Origin of the sequence: Saccharopolyspora sp. 6M, assembly GCF_020176775.1 — a bacterium.
Taxonomy (GTDB): Bacteria; Actinomycetota; Actinomycetes; order Mycobacteriales; family Pseudonocardiaceae; genus Saccharopolyspora_C; species Saccharopolyspora_C gregorii.
Map to the genome: position 1 here is coordinate 1 of NZ_JAIUJZ010000161.1, position 17,781 is coordinate 17,781.

A 17,781-nucleotide genomic window follows, 5' to 3' on the forward strand; every position below is an offset into this window, starting at 1 on the left:
CGCCCGCGCCGCCCCCCCCCCCCCGCCCCCGCGGGGCGCCCGCGGCGCGGGCGGGGGGGGGGCGGGCGCGCCCCCCCCCCGGGGCCCCCCCCCGGGGGGGGGGGGCGCCGCCCCCCCCCCCGCGAGCCCCCGGGGCGCCGGTCCTCATGGTCGCAACCCCGCCACCAGGTCGGCGGGGGTCAACTTGATCGGGAACGGCTGCTGCACCTCGAACACCTCGTCCTCGCGCGCGCGGGCGATCCGCTGGTACCCGGACCCGCCCACCAGCTCCCACGCGGTGATCGACGGCTCCTCCAGGTCCGGGTCCACCAGCCAGAAGAACCGAGCGCCCAACCGCGCGTAGACCGCCTTCTTCAACGTCGAGTCCTTGATCCTGCTGCTCGCCGAGACCACCTCGACCGCCAGCACCGGGGCGGTGGGCAGGTTCCGCAGCGTCAGGTCGTCGTGGCGGGCCACCAGGACGTCCGGCCGCAGCTCGGTGAACGGGTCCGGGCGCACCGCGAACGGCGCGGGCAGCACCCGGTACTCCGCGGTGCAGGCGATGTGCAGCTGCGAGGCCAGCTCCACCACCGCCGCCTGGTGCGGCCAGCCGGGCAGCGCGCTCACCATCAGCTCGCCGTCGACCAGCTCGTACCTGCGGCCGTCCTCCGGGGAACCGTCCAGGTCGTGCACGCTGAACGGCCGTCCCGCCCCCGTCTCGATCCGCATGATCGCCACCTCTTCCCGCTCGTCGCTGCGCTCCGGCGGCACGAGCGCCACCGGAACCGGTCTGCGATGAAGAGGGGTCAACCCGCCGTTCTGATACAGCGCTCACCGGAAGGTGTGAAAACGCAGTGGGGGGGAGCCCCCGTTCGGGGACTCCCGCCCACTCGCACCATTGCGATCACGCACACCCCGCCACAGGGCCGCTGGTGCGTCTGAGATGAGCGCTCCCGCGACGAGCGCTCAGCCGTGCTGCCGGGTGGGGAACGCGGTTCCGGCCGCCGCGGACCGGACCCGCCGCTCCCCGCCCGTCCGGCGCCTCGGCACCGGATCAGGTCGCGATCAGAACTGCGCGGCCTCGGTCGAGCCGGCCAGCGCGGTGGTCGACGAGTCCGGGCTGACCGCCGTGCTGATCAGGTCGAAGTAGCCGGTGCCCGCCTCGCGCTGGTGGCGGGTGGCCGTGTAGCCCTGCGCCTCCGCGGCGAACTCGCGCTCCTGCAGGTCCACGTAGGACGTCATGCCGTCCGCCGCGTAGCCCTTGGCCAGGTCGAACATGCCGTAGTTCAGGGCGTGGAAACCGGCCAGCGTGATGAACTGGAACTTGTAGCCCATGTGGCCGAGCTCGCGCTGGAACTTGGCGATGGTGCTGTCGTCCAGGTTCTTCCGCCAGTTGAACGACGGCGAGCAGTTGTAGGCCAGCATCTGGTCCGGGTACTTGGCCTTGATCGCCTCGGCGAACTGCTTGGCGACCTCCAGGTCCGGCTTCGAAGTCTCCATCCAGATCAGGTCCGCGTGCGGCGCGTAGGCCAGACCGCGGGTGATGCAGGGCTCGATCCCGTTGGTGACCTTGTAGAAGCCCTCGGAGGTGCGCTCACCGGTCACGAACTTCTGGTCGCGCTCGTCGATGTCGCTGGTCAGCAGCGTCGCGGCCTGCGCGTCGGTGCGGGCGACGACCAGCGAGGGCACGCCCGCGACGTCGGCGGCGAGCCGCGCGGCGTTCAGCGTCTTGACGTGCTGGCTGGTGGGGATGAGGACCTTGCCGCCCAGGTGGCCGCACTTCTTCTCGGAGGCCAGCTGGTCCTCCCAGTGCACGCCCGCGGCGCCCGCCTGGATCATGCCCTTCATCAGCTCGTAGGCGTTGAGCACGCCGCCGAAGCCCGCCTCGGCGTCCGCGACGATCGGGGCCAGCCAGTGCGTCGGCTCCGACTCGGTCTCCGCCGTCTCCGGGTCCAGCGCCTCGGACCAGCTGATCTGGTCGGCGCGCTTGAGGGCGTTGTTGATCCGGCGGACCACCTGCGGGACCGAGTTCGCCGGGTAGAGGCTCTGGTCCGGGTAGGTCTCGCCCGCCAGGTTGGCGTCCGCGGCGACCTGCCAGCCGGACAGGTAGATGGCCTTCAGACCGGCGCGGACCTGCTGGACCGCCTGGTTGCCGGTGAGGGCCCCCAGCGAGTTGATGTAGTCCGTCTCGTGCAGCAGGTTCCACAGCCGCTCGGCGCCGAGCCGGGCCAGGGTGTGCTCCTCCTGCACCGAGCCGCGCAGCCGGACGACGTCGGCGGCGGTGTGGGTGCGCTCGATGCCCTTCCAGCGGGGGTCGGTGTCCCACTCGCGCTGGAGTTCCTCGGCGGCCTTGATCGCCTGCTGGCGGCTTCCGGGCTGGAGGCTCATGGTCTTCCCCTTCCGGGATGTTCGTTGCGGCGTTGCTGGACCCAGTCTTGCCGCAGAACCACCCCGTCCAGCGAAGAAATCCAAGGAAATTTCGGCCCTTTTTCTGCTAGCATCAACGCCATGGCCGAGTTCGCCCCCGAAGAAGACCGCAATTTTTCCACCGACCAAGACCTCCTGGTCTTCGGTCAGAGATTGCGCCACCTGCGCCGCGCCGCCGGGCTCACCCTGGTTGAGCTGGGCGAACGCGTCGGCCGCGCGCCATCTCAGCTGTCCCTGCTGGAGAACGGGCACCGGGAGCCGAAGCTCTCGTTGCTGCGCGCGCTCGCCGACGCCCTGGGCAGCTCGGTGGACGAACTGCTGTCGAAAAAACCGCCGAACCGCCGCGCGGAGCTCGAGATCGCCGTCGAGCAGGCCCAGCTCGACCCGCTCTACCAGCGGCTGGACGTGCCACCGCTGAAGGTGGGCAAGCGGGTGCCGACCGAGGCGCTGGAGCACGTGCTCGCGCTCTACGACGAGCTCAAGCGGCGGGAGACCAAGCAGGTCGCCACGCCGGAGGAAGCGCGCAAGGCGAACGCCGAGCTGCGGCAGATGATGCGCGAGCACGGCAACTACTTCCCGGAGATCGAGAAGGCCGCCTCCGGCATCCTGGAGCGGGTCGGCTACCACGGCGGCGCGCTGTCCGAGGGCGTCATCCAGTCCATCGCCACGCACATGGGCTACGGGCTGCGGTTCGTCACCGACCTGCCGCGATCGGTCCGCTCGATCACCGACATGCGGCACAGCCGGATCTTCCTGCGCCGCGAATCGCTCGGCATGCACAGCCCGCGCACGATCCTGCTGCAGACCCTCGGGCACCTCACCCTCGGACACAGCCAGCCGCGGGACTTCGCGGACTTCCTGCGCCAGCGGGTCGAGGCGAACTACTTCGCCGCCGCCGTGCTGATGCCGGAGCAGGCCGCAGTCGGCTACCTCAAGCAGGCCAAGGCGGACCGCGACCTGGCGGTGGAGGACCTGCGGGACGTGTTCTCGGTGTCCTACGAGATGGCGGCGCACCGGTTCACCAACCTCGCGACCCAGTACCTGGACCTGGTCTGCCACTTCGTCCGCAACGACGAGACCGGGATCATCTACAAGGCCTACGAGAACGACGGACTGGTGTTCCCCACCGATCCGGCCGGCGCCATCGAGGGCCAGCGGATGTGCCGGCACTGGGCCGGGCGGATGGTGTTCGCTTCGCCGGACCGCTACTCGACACACTACCAGTACACCGACAAGCCCGGTGCCACCCACTGGTGCGTGGCGCACGTCGACCCCAACCGGGGGCGCGACTTCGCCATCACCCTCGGGGTGCCCTACACGGAATCCCGCTGGTTCCGGGGTCGCGAGACGACGAACCACTCGAAGTCGCGCTGCCCGAACGGCGAGTGCTGCCAGCGCCCACCGACAGAGCTCTCGAACCGGTGGCAGGGCATGGTGTGGCCATCAGCGCGGGCCCACTCGCACGTGCTCTCCGCACTGCCATCGGGGACCTTCCCCGGGGTGGACGAGGCCGACGTGTACGCCTTCCTCGAATCGCACTGATCGGCTTCCGCCGGTGGACGTCGGCGTCAGGGCTTCGGAACCGCCCGGACCGGCATCGCCAGCGTGGTGAGATCACCGTGGTCGGCGGAGCGAACGGTGGCCGGCTGATCGGCTCCGCGGAAGTCGAGCAGCGGGTCGGCGCCGATCGCGGTGCTCACGGCGGGGTAGAGCGTGGTCGGCTGGAACCGGACGTCGAGCTCGGGTCCCATCACCCGCGCCGGAACCGGGAAGTCCGTCCCGGATTCGGTGGTCAGCGCGACCCTGCCACCGCGGACCGCCGGTGACAGTTGTTCGGAGGTGCTCTCCTCCAACGCACGGAGGAGAGCACCTTCTCCACCGCCACGCGGGTGGTGACGGCGGGCAACGCGTCGAGCATCGCCCGGTAGTCCGGGAAGGGATCGGCGAGCAGTCGGCAGCGCTGCTCCACCGCCCCGTCCAGCACCATCCGAAAACCGTTGCGCGCCACAGTGATCGCGATCCGACGGCTCTGGCACGAGCCCGGCATCGCGGACCGCAGGTCGTCCGCGTGCACCGTCGCCGACCAGCCGCCCACCGCCGGCTCCCCGGGTCGCAGCGTTCGAGTCGCCAACCGGTACCGGTCGGGAGCGGCTACCGGCACCGATCCCGGCCCGCACTCGAAGAGCACCCCGTTGAGCACGGGGACTTCCCGGGTGGTCGCGGACAGCCCCTGCTCGACCGCGGCGGACCCCACGTCGACCCTCGCCGGGGCGAGGAACCCGGAGTCGGCGTAGAAGCGCGACGGCACTGGTAGTCAGGCCGGTGCGCTGGGCGGAGGAACCGATGGACATCACTTCAGAACTGGACACCGCGCCATCATCGAGCTTCGACCGACTTGAGGGTCAACGATGCCGAACCGAACGATCCCGGGACCCGACCGCACACCAGGACCCAGCCGCACGCCAGGTCCCGATCGCACGCCGGACCGCGTCCCGCTACCGGACGCGCTTCTCCCGCGGCCGCGCCGAACTCGTCGCGAGATCGACGAACCGGGACGCGGCGGGCGACAGCGGACCCGGACGCCAGAGCAACCGGCTGCTGCGGACCACCTTCGGCCGCAGCGGGAGCACCGTGGCGCCCTCCTTGGCCGCGCCCACCGCCATCGACTCCGGCAGCAGGGTGACGCCCGCGCCGGCCAGCACGAGCGGGACGACCATCGCGAGGTGCGCGGTCTCCACCGACACCTTCGCGCGGAGCCCGCTGGCGGCGACCACGTCCTCGATGACCGCGCGCGTCGCAGTGCCCTCCGGAGTCGCGACGAAGTCCCGCGCCGCCAGCTCGGACAACCCGATCCGCTTCTGGCCCGGCTCCCCCGGCGGCAGCACCGCGTAGATCTGCCGACCCGGCAGCACGGCCTCGGCCATGCCCTCCGGGTCGGTGCTGGCATCGACCACGCCGAGCTCGCACTGCCCGGCCCGGACGCTGCCGGTCGCGGTCTTGCCCAGCTCCTGGTCGAACACCCGCACGTCGACCTGCGGGAAGTGCCGGAGGAACTCACCGATCAACCGGGCCAGCGGGTCGACCGCGAGCGTCGTCTGCGCGACGATGTCCAGCCGCCCCGACGCCAGCCCGAGCACCTGCCGCACGGAATCCTGCGCCGTGCTCAGGTCCCGCATCACCTGGCGGGCCGGTTCCAGCAACGCCTCCCCCGCCGCGGTGAGCCGGACACCGTGCGGCAGCCGGTGGAACAGCTTGCCGCCGAGCCGGTTCTCCAGCTGCCCGATCGCGGTCGACAACGACGGTTGCGCGACGCGCAGCGACTTCGCCGCACCGGTGAAGCTGCCGTGCTCGGCGATGGCCAGGAAGTACTCCACCTCACGACGCTCCACGACGGCCTCCCCTCCTCCGCTCACCGTAACCACCGCGGAGCAGGCGACCAGCGGGAACGCCCCGCCCCCCCGCAGCACCGCCGGGCCGGGCCGGGAACCCGCTCAGTCGTGGGCGGCGCGGAACCGCTCCCGCGCCTCGTCGTCCGCCGCGTCGCTGGCCAGGTCGTCACCGAGGTCGAACCGCACCGATCGCAGGCGCCCGGTGAACGCGTTGTCCACCGGTGCGTAGTCGTCCACCACCGGGGACGCCCGGTCCACCCCGACGTCGAAGGTCTCGTCGAAGGCGAAGTAGTACGGGATCGTCGCGTCCACCCGACCCTCGGCGACCTCGGTGCCGTCCGCGGACAGCACCGCACGACCACCCTTGCCGACACCGCCGCCGTCGTAGGAGAACTCGAGGCGCACCTCGTGCTCGCCCGGCTCCAGCCCTCGGCCGCTGATCTTGTAGATGTCGGTGCCGAAGTAGTTGTACGCGTAGCTCGGGCGACCCTCGTGGAAGTACAACGACCACCCGCCGAACCGGCCGCCCTGCGCCACGACCACGCCTTCGGCCCCGCCTTCGGGTACCTCCACGCGCGCGGTGATCACGTACGAGCGGTTCTTGATGTTCGGCGCGGTCTCCTCGGTGAGGCGCTTCGCGCCGGCGTGGAAGGTGATCGTGCGGCGGTCGCCGAACAGGTCCAGCCGACCGGCCTCCTTCGGGTTCTCCCGCTCGGTCATCCGGTCGTCCAGCGGGAACACCTGGTGCTTGGCCGCCTCCACCAGGAACAGCTGCTGCAGCTCGCGGAGCTTCCCCGGGTGTTCGGCGGCGATGTCGTGCGCCTGGCTCCAGTCCACGTTGGTGTCGTAGAGCTCCCAGCGGTCGTCGTCGAAGGACCGGCGGGTGCCGTCCTGCACCATCTCCCACGGGGTGCCGTGCCTGGTCACGGCCATCCAGCCGTCGTGGTAGATGCCGCGGTTGCCGACCATCTCGAAGTACTGCACGCGATGGCGGTCCGGTGCGTCGGCGTCGTTGAAGCTGTAGAGCATGCTGGTGCCTTCGATCGGCTGCTGCGGAACGCCCTGCACCGAAGTCGGGTGCGGGATGCCCGCCGCTTCCAGGATCGTCGGCACCACGTCGATCACGTGGTGCCACTGGTCCCGGATGCCGCCGCGTTCCTCGATCCCGCGCGGCCAGTGCACGATCATGCCGTCCCGGGTGCCGCCGAGGTGCGAGGCGACCTGCTTCGTCCACTGGTACGGGGTGTTCATCGCCAGCGCCCAGCCGACCGGATAGTGCGCGTGGGTCGTGGCGTCACCGAGCGCGTCGCGGTTCGCGTTGATGAACTCGGCGCTGTCGGGGATCCCGGTGGCGAACCGGTGCTCGTTCAACGTGCCGCCGAGCCCGCCCTCTGCCGAGGCGCCGTTGTCCCCGAGGATGTAGATGAAGATCGTGTTGTCGAGTTCGCCCGTCTCCTCCAGCGCGTCGACGAGCCGACCCACCTGGTCGTCGGTGTGCTCCGCGAACCCGGCGTAGAGCTCCATCAACGAGGCCGCCGCGCGCTGCTCCTCCGCGGACAGCTCGTCCCAGTGCGGCACGCCCTCGGCCCACGGGGCGAGTTCGGTGTCCGGCGGAACCACGCCGAGCGCCTTCTGCCGCTCCAGGGTGATCTCGCGCTGCCGGTCCCAGCCGTGGTCGAACTTGCCGCGGTACTTGTCCCGGTACTCCTGCGGCACGTGGTACGGCGCGTGCGTCGCGCCGAACGGCAGGTAGGTGAAGAACGGGGTGTCCGGCTTCAACGTGTGCCGGGTGCGCACCCAGTCGATGGCCTGGTCCACCAGGTCCTCGGACAGGTGGTAGCCGTCCTCGGGCCGACGGTCCGGTTCCACGGGGTTGGTGCCGTCGAACAGCACCGGGTACCAGTGGTTCATCTCGGCGCACAAGAAGCCGTAGAACTTCTCGAAGCCCTCGCCGGTGGGCCAGCGGTCGAACGGGCCGGCCGGGCTCACGTCCCGCGCCGGGGTCTGGTGCCACTTGCCGAACGCGGCCGTGTTGTAGCCGTTGCCGTTGAGCACCTGACCGAGCGTGGCTGCGCTGCGCGGCCGGATGCCGCAGTAGCCGGGGGCCGCGCTGGACATCTCGGTGGTGACGCCCATGCCCACCGAGTGGTGGTTGCGGCCGGTCAGCAGCGCCTGGCGCGTCGGCGAGCAGATCGCGGTGACGTGGAACCGGGAGTAGCGCAGGCCGCCGTCGGCGAGCCGCTGCGCGGTGGGCATCTCGCACGGTCCGCCGAACGAACTGGACGCACCGAAACCCATGTCGTCGATGAGCACCAGCACGACGTTCGGCGCGCCCGCAGGGGCGTTCAGCGGCTGAGCGGGGGTGAAGGCCGGGTTCTGGTCGCGCGCGTCGAGCGCGGTGACGGCGGTGGGCGGGGCGTCCGGGATCGGCAGGTGTTCACGCGATACGTCGGATGCTCCCATGTGCGACCTCCTGTGCGGTGCGGCGGACGAGCACGGGAGACGGCGAAACCGCAAGCGGCGCAACGGTTTCCGCGTCCCCGCGGTGCGGCTCGAATGCTAGTCGGCGAACCGCCGCGAGCAAGGGTTCCCACGGGCCGGACGCCGCTGGTCAGCGAGTCCCGGACCACATCCGCACAAGATCACCGCAGGTGGCGGAGGTCCGCGGCGGAGGGCAGACCGATTCGCGATGCGCGCCATAGCCGGCGGCTATGGGTACGGCGAACCGACCCCGCCGTCCGCACCACCGCGGAGCGGAGCTCCACCGCGGACGCGTCACTTCTTGGACTTGGACTTGTCGTCCTTCCCGGCCGACTCGTCGGTGGACAGCGCCGCGACGAAGGCCTCCTGCGGGACCTCGACCCGCCCGATGGTCTTCATCCGCTTCTTGCCCTCCTTCTGCTTCTCCAGCAGCTTGCGCTTCCGGCTGATGTCACCGCCGTAGCACTTGGCGAGCACGTCCTTGCGGATGGCGCGGATCGTCTCGCGGGCGATCACCCGCGAACCGATCGCGGCCTGGATCGGCACCTCGAACTGCTGACGCGGGATGAGCTCGCGCAGCTTCGAGGTCATCTTGGTGCCGTAGGAGTAGGCGGAGTCCTTGTGCACGATGGCGCTGAACGCGTCCACCGGTTCGCCCTGCAGCAGGATGTCCACCTTGACCAGCTGCGAGCTCTGCGTGCCCGCCTCCTCGTAGTCCATCGACGCGTAGCCGCGCGTGCGGGACTTGAGGTGGTCGAAGAAGTCGAAGACGATCTCGGCGAGCGGCAGCGTGTAGCGCAGCTCGACCCGGCTCTCCGAGAGGTAGTCCATGCCTTCGAGGCGGCCGCGCCTGCTCTGGCACAGCTCCATGATGGTGCCGACGAACTCGGACGGGGCGATCACGGTGCACTTCGCGATCGGCTCGTGGATCTCGCCGATCTTGGCTTCCGGCCAGTCGGACGGGTTCGTGACCTCGATGTCCTCGCCCTCTTCGAGCTTCACCTGGTAGACGACGTTGGGCGCCGTCGAGATCAGGTTCAAGCCGAACTCGCGCTCCAGCCGGTCCCGGGTGATCTCCAGGTGCAGCAGGCCGAGGAAACCGCAGCGGAAGCCGAAGCCCAGCGCGCCCGAGGTCTCCGGCTCGTAGGTCAGCGCGGCGTCGTTGAGCTGCAGCTTGTCCAGCGCCTCGCGCAGGATCGGGTAGTCCGAGCCGTCCACCGGGTACAGCCCGGAGTAGACCATCGGCTTCGGTTCGCGGTAGCCACCGAGCGCCTCGGTCGCGCCCTTGCGCTCCGCGGTCACCGTGTCGCCGACCTTGGACTGGCGGACGTCCTTCACCCCGGTGATCAGGTAGCCGACCTCGCCGACGCCGAGCCCGGCGGAGGGCTTCGGGTCCGGCGAGATGATGCCGACTTCGAGCAGCTCGTGCGTCGCGTCGGTCGACATCATCCGGATCCGCTGCCGCGGCGTGATCTTGCCGTCGACGACGCGGATGTAGGTCACCACGCCGCGGTAGGTGTCGTACACCGAGTCGAAGATCATCGCGCGAGGCGGCGAGTCGTGCACGCCCTGCGGGGCGGGGATCTGGCGGACCACCTCGTCGAGGACCTCGCCGACGCCCTCACCGGTCTTCGCCGACACCCGCAGCACGTCGGTGGGCTCGCAGCCGATGATGTGCGCCAGCTCGGCCGCGTACTTGTCCGGCTCCGCCGCGGGCAGGTCGATCTTGTTCAGCACCGGGATGATCTGGAGGTCGTGCTCCATCGCCAGGTACAGGTTCGCCAAGGTCTGCGCCTCGATGCCCTGCGCGGCGTCGACCAGCAGGATCGCGCCTTCGCAGGCGGCCAGCGAGCGGCTGACCTCGTAGGTGAAGTCGACGTGCCCCGGGGTGTCGATCATGTGCAGCACGTGGTCGACGCCGTCCACGGCCCAGGGCAACCGCACGTTCTGCGCCTTGATCGTGATGCCGCGTTCCCGCTCGATGTCCATCCGGTCGAGGTACTGCGCCCGGTACGCCCGCTCGCCCAACACCCCGGTGAGCTGCAACATCCGGTCGGCCAGCGTCGACTTGCCGTGGTCGATGTGCGCGATGATGCAGAAGTTCCGGATGCGCTCCGGGTCCGTGAAGGTGGTGTCGGCGAAGCTGCTCACTCGGTGTTCCTTGGGATCTCGGGGTCCTCGCGGGGCGCGCGTGCAACCCACATCGTCCCACGCGGCGACCGGCCGCCGGTGCCCAACTCCGGGGGTGGCTCAGCGCGGCCGCTGGTCGGCGCGGATCGGATGGTCCGCCGGCACCTCGACGAGCACGATCCGCGTGCCGTCCGGGTCGACGATCCACGCCTCGTCCAGACCCCACGGCTGCCGGGCCGGTTCGGCCTCCACGGTGACTCCCAGCTCGGCGAGCCGGTCGAACTCGGCGCGCAGGTCCCGCACCTGCATCCACAGCACCTGGTCGGGGCTGGGGCCGTGCTCGCCGCGACCGGAGATCTCCAGGAACCCCTGCCCGAGGAAGAACACCGTGCCACCCGGGAACTCGCGGGAGATCGCCAGCCCGAGCACGTCTCGGTAGAAGCGCAGCGAGCCCTCCGGGTCGCGCGGGTGCAAGATCGTGCGGCTGTTGACGACGTCCATGGCTCCCGTTGTACCGCGCCACCCCGCCCAGGGCCGAAAAAACGGCGGGCCCCCACCTCGAAGGTGGAGGGCCCGCCGAAGCGGATCACCGCACTCAGACCGCGCGAACGCCGCTGGCCTGCGGGCCCTTCTGGCCCTGGGTGATCTCGAAGGTCACGGTCTGGTTCTCCTCGAGGGTGCGGAAGCCGTTGCCCTCGATGGCCGAGTAGTGGACGAAGACGTCCGGGCCGCCACCGTCGGGGGAGATGAAGCCGAAGCCCTTCTCGGAGTTGAACCACTTCACAGTGCCCTGTGCCATCTCTGTCTCCTCACAGCTGATGAGTAACCGGTGCTCGCACCGCGCGAGCACCGGGGCCTAGTCCAGACGGCGAACTCTCCAGCTTGCGCTCAGGACAGAGTCGCGCCCGCAACTTTCGCGAGCGTGTCGAACACGAACACAAAAATCGGCCGACTCATACAACCACACCCCGGGCGGGATCATTCCCGCGACCCGCCGGTGTTCTCGATCTCACATCACGCCTGACGTGGAGTCTTGACTGATCGTCCCGGAACGGGCTCACAGCCCGGATGCGAGCTTCCAGCCGAGGCTGGCCACCAGCGCCACGACGACGGTGAGGAAGACCTTCCGCACGAACACCGACCCGCGGCTGGACGCCAGCGCCGCGCCCAGCACGCTGCCGCTCGCGTTGCTCACCGCCATCACCAGCGCCAACCCCCACAGGATCTTGCCTGCGGCGATGAAGAACAGCAGCGCCCCGAGGTTGGTGGCCACGTTGACGATCTTCGCGGTGGCCGAGGCCCCCACGAACGCGAAGCCGACCAGCCCCACGAGCAGGAAGACCAGGAACGAGCCGGTGCCCGGGCCCGCGATGCCGTCGTAGAAACCGATCACCAGGCCGCCCGCGACCATCACCCAGGTCTGCTGGACCGGCCCGAAGCGCGGCGCCGCGACCGACCCCAGGTCTGGTTTGCGCCACGTGTAGATGCCGACCCCGACCAGGGCCACCAGCACCACCACGGTCAGCACCGTCTGCGGCAGCGACGCGGCGAACACGGCGCCACCCAGGGCGCCGAGGAAGGCGACGGCCGCCATCGGCAACGCGCTGCGCCACGGCACCGGGGTCCGCTTCGCGTAGGTCCACGCGGCCGCCGTGGTGCCCGCGACCGCGGCGAGCTTGTTCGTCCCGAGCGAGTAGATGATGTTGCCGCCTGGCACCAGCAGCAGCATCGCTGGCAGCTGGATCAGGCCGCCGCCTCCGACGATGGCGTCCACCGCGCCGGCCAGGAACGCCGCGCAGCACAGGAAGACGAGGCCGGCCAGCGTCAGGTCGGCGAAGCCGGGCCAGCCCAATGCGGTGAACACGGGGCGCGAGCCTATGCCGCCCACCACCGATCGAGTCCCGGCTTGTGAGCGTCCTCGCACCCGGTGCCGACGCGGGTCGCTGCGAGCGCCGTTGCTAGGATCGTCGACCGTGCCGTGCGGCATTCCGCCAGGGAGGAAAGCTGCGCACGCCGTGGGCCCTCGGCCCCGGTGCGGCAGCGCCGATTCAGCGCGGCACGACTGAATCCGAACGAGGAAAGAGGCGCCCCAGTGGCCAACATCAAGTCTCAGATGAAGCGGATCAAGACCAACGAGCGCAACCGCCTGCGCAACAAGTCGGTGAAGTCCTCGGTCAAGACCGCCATTCGCAAGTTCCGCGAGGCCGTTGCCGCCGGCGACAAGGACAAGGCCCTGGAGCTGCAGCGCGCCGCCTCGCGCACCCTGGACAAGGCCGCCGGCAAGGGTGTCATCCACGCCAACCAGGCCGCGAACAAGAAGTCGGCGCTGGCGCAGGCCGTCAACAAGCTCTGAGCCCGAGCGCGGCCGGACCTTCGTCCGGCACGCGCACCGGCCCGAGACGGGGTCCGTTCCCACGGGAACGGGCCCCGCCTCGCGTTCGGGGCCGAAGCGTCTGGCGGGTTGGCGCTGAGATCGGGCTCTCGGGCGACTCCGGGCGCTCGGCACCGGGCACCGGCGGCGATCGTCGCCCTGGTGGCGTGTGCCGGGTCAGTTCCGGGAGGAGTGCAGCTCGACCAGCCGCAGCACCGTGCGCTCCAGCGCGTGGTCCGCGTCGGCGGCCATGCCCTTGACGTCCGCGTTGAGCACGGCGACCGCGCGCAGCGCCTCGGCCACGGTGGCGCTGCTCCAGCCCCTGGCCTGCGCCTGCGCCTTCTTCACCTTCCACGCGGGCATGCCCAGGTCTCCGGCGAGGCGGAACGGGTCCCCCCGGCCGTAGGCGGCGACCCGGCCGATGGTGCGCACCGAGTCGGCCAGCGCGTCCGCGATCAGCACGTGCGCCACGCCGAGCTGCAACGCCCAGCGCAGCGCCTCCAGCGCGCCGGCCAGATCACCGGTGACGGCCTTCTCGGCCACCACGAAACCGGTCACCTCGGCACGGCCGCGGTGGTAGCGGCGCACCTCCGACTCGTCGATCTTGCCGCCGGTGTCGGCCACCAGCTGCGAGGCCGCGGAGGACAGCTCGCGCAGGTCGAAGCCGACCGTCTCGATCAGCGCGCCGACACCCGCGGCGTCGATGCGGCCACCCGCGCGCCGCACCTCGTCCTTGACGAACGCCTCCCGCTGCGGCCCCTTCGTGATCTTGTTGCACTCGGTGACGCGGGCGTTGAGCTTGCGCAACGCGCTCGGCAGCTCCTTGGCGTTCTTCCCGCGACCACCGCCGCTGTGCACGATCACCAGCACCACGCCGTCCGCGGGCTGCCGCGCGTGCGACAGGATCGCCTCGGCGATCTCCTTGCCCGCGTCCTGGGCCGCTTCGAGCGCCACCACGCGCCCTTCGGCGAACAGCGAGGGGCTCAGCAGCTCGTCGAGCTCCGGCGGGGTGAGTTCACTCACCTTGATCCTGCGCAGCTCCGTTTCCGGGTCGGCGGCGCGGGCAGCGCCGACCGCCTCCCACAGAGCGCGCTCCACCAGCAGTTCCTCGTCTCCGAGGATCAGGTACAGCGGATCGCAGACCACCGACGGCGAACTCATGGGGGCATCGTCCCACGACCCTGCGACACCACCGCCGTTCCCGTGCGCCGACCCCGTGCTGGCCAGGACGCGGCGGCCTCCCGTAACGTTGCAGCCACAACCGAATAGCTCATCCAGAGGGGCAGAGGGAACGGCCCGATGAAGCCCCGGCAACCATCTCGACCTTTCGCGGCATTCGCGAGGTAGTCGAAGAAATTGGTGCCAACTCCGACCCGCCCGCGGGACAGATGAGGAAAGGACCTCGCGATGACCGCTGCCGCCCATGCCCCGAACTCCACCGGCAAGACCTACGACCTCGGTCCGGCCGTCGAGCTGGTGTCGAAGGAAGAGGGCCACCGCCAGCCCCTGGCTCCCGAGTTCGTGTCCCTGGAGGACTTCTCGCCGCTGGAGGTCGCCTACGACTTCGGGCGCGTCCGCCGCGAGGACATCGAGGCAGGCCCCCGCTCCATCTGGCGCTACAAGAAGCTGCTGCCGGTGCCGACGAACGTCGAGGAGCACCCGAACACCGAGCCCGGCTGTACCAGGCTGGTGCGCGCGGACAACCTCGCGGAGGCGCTCGGCGTCAAGCGGATCTGGATCAAGGACGACACCGGCAACCCGACGCACTCGTTCAAGGACCGCGTGGTCGCCGTCGCGCTGGCCGCCGCCCGCGAGTTCGGGTTCAAGGTGCTGGCCTGCCCGTCCACCGGCAACCTCGCCAACGCCGTCGCCGCTGCCGCCGCCCGTGCCGGCTGGGACTCGGTGGTCCTCGTCCCGTCCAACCTGGAGCGGGCCAAGATCCTGATGAGCGCGGTCTACGACGGCTCGCTGCTCGCGGTGGACGGCAACTACGACGACGTGAACCGGCTGGCGACCGAGCTCGCCGCCGAGCACGAGGACTGGGCGTTCGTCAACGTCAACGTGCGGCCGTACTACTCGGAGGGTTCCAAGACCCTCGGGTTCGAGGTCGCCGAGCAGCTCGGCTGGCGGCTGCCGGAGCAGATCGTGGTGCCCATCGCATCCGGCTCGCAGCTGACCAAGGTGGACAAGGGCTTCCGCGAGCTCGGGCAGACCGGCCTGGTCGAGCAGAGCCCGTACCGGATCTTCGGTGCGCAGGCCCACGGCTGCTCGCCGGTCGCCAGCGCGTTCAAGCAGAACCACGACGTGGTGCAGCCGGTGCGGCCGGACACCATCGCGCGTTCGCTGGCCATCGGCGCCCCCGCGGACGGCCCGTACGTGCTGGACGTGGTCCGGCGCACCGGCGGGGCCATCGAGGACGTCACCGACGAAGAGGTCGTCGCGGGCATCCGGCTGCTGGCCCGCACCGAGGGGATCTTCGCCGAGACCGCCGGTGGCGTCACCGTGGCGACCGCGAAGAAGCTCATCGAGGCCGGTCAGATCGACCCGGACCAGGAGACGGTGCTGCTCATCACCGGCGACGGCCTCAAGACGCTGGACGCCGTGCAGGACCAGGTCGGTCCGAAGGCGACGGTCGCCCCGAACACCGATGCCGTGAACGAGGCCCTCGGCCTGTGATCGGTGGCCGTGGGCCGCGGTGCGCCGCGGCCCACGGCCTGACCTCCCCGTCACCTTTCGTCCGGCCGCAGCGGATCGCCCCGCTCCACGGCGGTGCGCCCCCGGCCTTCCGGCACGACCGCGATGTCGCCCGCCTGATCGGTGCGGTGGATCCGGGCGCCCATCCGTTGCAGCTCGCCGAGGATCAGCGGGCTGGGATGACCGTAGTCGTTCCCGGCTCCGACGCTGATCACCGCCAGTTGCGGGCGCACTCGCGCGAGCAATCTCGGCGTCGTGAACCGGGACCCGTGGTGGGGCACCTTGAGCACCTCCGCCCGCAGGTCCGCACCTGAGGCGAGCAGCGCTGCCTGACCTGGCAGCGCGACGTCCCCGGTCAGCAGCACCCGCCCCGCCGGAGTGGTCGCCTTGACCACCAGCGAGGCGTCGTTGGCGTCCTCCGCCGAGTTGCTGCGCGCGAGCGCTCCTCGGGGGCCGAGCACGTCGAGCACCAATCCCGGCCACCGCAACCGCTGGCCCGCCCGCAACGGGACGACGGGTGTGCGGTGGGCGCGCGCGGTCGCCCGCACCTCGCGAGCCGCCCAGGCCGGTTCGCCCAGCGGTCCGACGGCGACCGCGCCGACCTGCCGCCCGGACAGCACCGCCGAGATGCCACCGACGTGGTCGGCGTGCAGGTGGGTCAGCAGTACCAGCGGGACGCTGCGGATCCGCAACCGGCGCAGGCACTCGGCCATCGGTGCCGGGTCCGGTCCGGTGTCGACCACGACCGCTTCCCGGTCCCGGCCGGTGGCCAGCACCAGCCCGTCGCCCTGTCCCACGTCGCAGGCGACCAGCGACCACCCCGGCACCGGCCACGGGAACACCTGGTGGCGGACCGGGATCACCACCACCACGACGACCAGCACCAGGCTGGTCAGGACCAGCCGAGCGATACGCCCGCGCAGCACGATCAGCAGCACCAGCGCGAGCACCGCCAGCGAGGTCCCGCCCACCACTCCGGACGGCCAGTCGACGGCGGCTCCCGGCACGGCCGCCGAATGCCGGGCGACCGCGAGCAGCCATTCCAGTTCGGGCCCGGCCAGCCACACCAGCGCACCGGCCAGCGGCGCGCACCACGGGGCCACCACCGTCGCCGCGACGCCGAGCACCGTCGCGGGTGCCACGAGCGGCCCCGCCAGCAGGTTCGCCACCACCGCGACCAGGCTGACCTGCCCGGATATCGCCGCCACCAGCGGTGCCGTGACCAGGTGCGCCGCCGCCGGTACCGCGAGCGCCTCGGCGAGCCCGACCGGAACTCCCCTGGCGTGCAGCGCCGCCGACCAGCCGGGTGCCAGCAGCACCAGCCCGGCCGTCGCGGCCACCGACAGCGCGAACCCCGCCGTGGTCGCCAGACCCGGTGCGAGCAGCAGCAGGCCGATGACGCTGCCCGCCAGCGTCGGCAGCGCCGAGCGTTCCCGGCCCAGCGCCAGGGCGAACAGCGTGATCGCGCCCATCACCGCGGCTCGCAGCACGCTCGGTTCCGGTCCCGCGAGCACCACGAACCCCGCCATCGCCGCCCCCGCGCCCAACGCGCACGGCACCGGCCCCGCGACGACCAGGCGCAGCACCAGCAGCACCGCCCCGCACACGATGGCCAGGTTCGCCCCGGACACCGCCATCAGGTGCGTCAGCCCGGAGGTCTCGAACTGCTCCACCACCTCCGGTGGCAGCAGTCCGGTGTCGCCGACGACCAGGCCCGGCAGCAGGCCCGCCGCTTCCGGCCCCAGCACGGTCCGGGAAGTCGAGCGCAGCCCTTCCCGCAGGCCCTCCGCGATGCGCTGCCAGCCGGGCGGTGGGCGCACCCGCTCCGGTGCCCGCCCGACCTGGACGGCGGCGGTGAGCAGTTCCCCGCCGCGCGGCGGCACGGCCCGACCGGTGGCCGTCACCTCCTGGCCCGCGATCAGCGAACGCCACGGTTCCGTCGGAACCAGCAGCAGCGCTCGGCCGCCGACCGCGGTCCGCCTGCCGTCGACGTGGACCGAGCGCAGCCGCACCTGCACCACCGAGCGGTCCTGGGCGCGCCGGGCGCCGTAGGACGCTCCCCGCAGCGGCTTCGGCCGCGAGGTGAGCGATGCCCGAACCTCGACCCGGTCGCCCTGCTGCGCGGCGAGGTGCAGCGGGTGCACGGCGGTCGAGTGGGCGCGGACGCCCACGCCGGTCGCGGTGATCCCGGCCAGGACCAGCACCGCCAGCAACCCGTTGCGCCAGCGCCGGATCCGCCGAGCCCGCACCGTCGGCAGCAGCACGACCGCGGCGATCGCCAGCGCTGCCGCCACTCCCCACCCGCCGAGC

The 17,781-nt window shown here is 71.2% G+C and carries 15 protein-coding genes and 1 riboswitch; of the genes, 3 read left to right on the forward strand and 12 right to left on the reverse strand.

Annotated features, from left to right (window positions below; genetic code table 11):
• Positions 1–144: 144 nt before the first annotated feature.
• Together LCD31_RS20600 and aceA are read right to left on the reverse strand one after the other, a co-directional pair.
• Positions 145–759, reverse strand: coding sequence for a Uma2 family endonuclease (locus LCD31_RS20600; protein WP_224960353.1), 615 nt, complete (start codon positions 757–759; stop codon positions 145–147).
• 285 nt (positions 760–1,044) lie between these two features.
• On the reverse strand, positions 1,045–2,367 hold the full coding sequence (gene aceA, locus LCD31_RS20605; protein WP_224960354.1) for an isocitrate lyase: 1,323 nt from the start codon (positions 2,365–2,367) through the stop codon (positions 1,045–1,047).
• Between the two features lie 120 nt (positions 2,368–2,487).
• On the opposite strand from aceA, the gene LCD31_RS20610 reads away from it, so the two are divergent.
• Positions 2,488–3,948, forward strand: coding sequence for an XRE family transcriptional regulator (locus tag LCD31_RS20610; protein WP_224960355.1), 1,461 nt, complete (start codon positions 2,488–2,490; stop codon positions 3,946–3,948).
• A 26-nt stretch (positions 3,949–3,974) separates the two neighbouring features.
• On the opposite strand, the gene LCD31_RS20615 is transcribed toward LCD31_RS20610, so the two are convergent.
• The 8 genes from LCD31_RS20615 to LCD31_RS20650 form a co-directional block, all read right to left on the reverse strand.
• Positions 3,975–4,259 (reverse strand): hypothetical protein, encoded by a 285-nt coding sequence (locus LCD31_RS20615; RefSeq protein ID WP_224960369.1) that lies wholly within the window; start codon positions 4,257–4,259, stop codon positions 3,975–3,977.
• On the reverse strand, positions 4,199–4,714 hold the full coding sequence (locus tag LCD31_RS20620) for a hypothetical protein (RefSeq protein ID WP_224960356.1): 516 nt from the start codon (positions 4,712–4,714) through the stop codon (positions 4,199–4,201). Before LCD31_RS20620 ends, LCD31_RS20615 begins: the two co-directional genes overlap by 61 nt.
• A gap of 187 nt (positions 4,715–4,901) precedes the next feature.
• Positions 4,902–5,819 carry a LysR family transcriptional regulator gene (locus tag LCD31_RS20625; protein WP_224960357.1) on the reverse strand — a complete coding sequence of 306 codons (918 nt, stop codon included), beginning with the start codon at positions 5,817–5,819 and terminating at the stop codon, positions 4,902–4,904.
• A 78-nt stretch (positions 5,820–5,897) separates the two neighbouring features.
• Complete coding sequence (locus LCD31_RS20630) at positions 5,898–8,258, reverse strand: arylsulfatase (RefSeq protein ID WP_224960358.1); 2,361 nt, start codon at positions 8,256–8,258, stop codon at positions 5,898–5,900.
• A 312-nt stretch (positions 8,259–8,570) separates the two neighbouring features.
• Positions 8,571–10,427, reverse strand: a complete 1,857-nt coding sequence (gene lepA / locus LCD31_RS20635) for a translation elongation factor 4 (protein WP_224960359.1) — start codon at positions 10,425–10,427, stop codon at positions 8,571–8,573.
• Positions 10,428–10,526: 99 nt separating this feature from the next.
• Positions 10,527–10,907, reverse strand: coding sequence for a VOC family protein (locus LCD31_RS20640; protein WP_224960360.1), 381 nt, complete (start codon positions 10,905–10,907; stop codon positions 10,527–10,529).
• Between the two features lie 94 nt (positions 10,908–11,001).
• Positions 11,002–11,205, reverse strand: coding sequence for a cold-shock protein (locus tag LCD31_RS20645; protein ID WP_224960361.1), 204 nt, complete (start codon positions 11,203–11,205; stop codon positions 11,002–11,004).
• Between the two features lie 258 nt (positions 11,206–11,463).
• The gene (locus tag LCD31_RS20650; RefSeq protein ID WP_224960362.1) at positions 11,464–12,270 is read right to left on the reverse strand and encodes a TSUP family transporter; all 807 of its coding nucleotides are present in this window, start codon (positions 12,268–12,270) and stop codon (positions 11,464–11,466) included.
• Between the two features lie 228 nt (positions 12,271–12,498).
• Between LCD31_RS20650 and rpsT the strand changes: the two genes are divergently transcribed.
• Entirely contained in the window at positions 12,499–12,759 is a 261-nt protein-coding gene (rpsT, locus tag LCD31_RS20655; RefSeq protein ID WP_224960363.1) for a 30S ribosomal protein S20, read from the forward strand.
• 195 nt (positions 12,760–12,954) lie between these two features.
• Here the strand turns inward: rpsT and holA are convergent, their stop codons facing one another.
• Entirely contained in the window at positions 12,955–13,938 is a 984-nt protein-coding gene (holA, locus tag LCD31_RS20660; protein ID WP_224960364.1) for a DNA polymerase III subunit delta, read from the reverse strand.
• Between the two features lie 106 nt (positions 13,939–14,044).
• Positions 14,045–14,172: riboswitch (SAM riboswitch) on the forward strand.
• A 12-nt stretch (positions 14,173–14,184) separates the two neighbouring features.
• On the opposite strand from holA, the gene thrC reads away from it, so the two are divergent.
• Positions 14,185–15,453 carry a threonine synthase gene (thrC, locus tag LCD31_RS20665; RefSeq protein WP_224960365.1) on the forward strand — a complete coding sequence of 423 codons (1,269 nt, stop codon included), beginning with the start codon at positions 14,185–14,187 and terminating at the stop codon, positions 15,451–15,453.
• 50 nt (positions 15,454–15,503) lie between these two features.
• On the opposite strand, the gene LCD31_RS20670 is transcribed toward thrC, so the two are convergent.
• Positions 15,504–17,781: ComEC/Rec2 family competence protein (locus tag LCD31_RS20670; RefSeq protein ID WP_224960367.1), on the reverse strand; the 2,278-nt coding region annotated here is incomplete at its 5' end.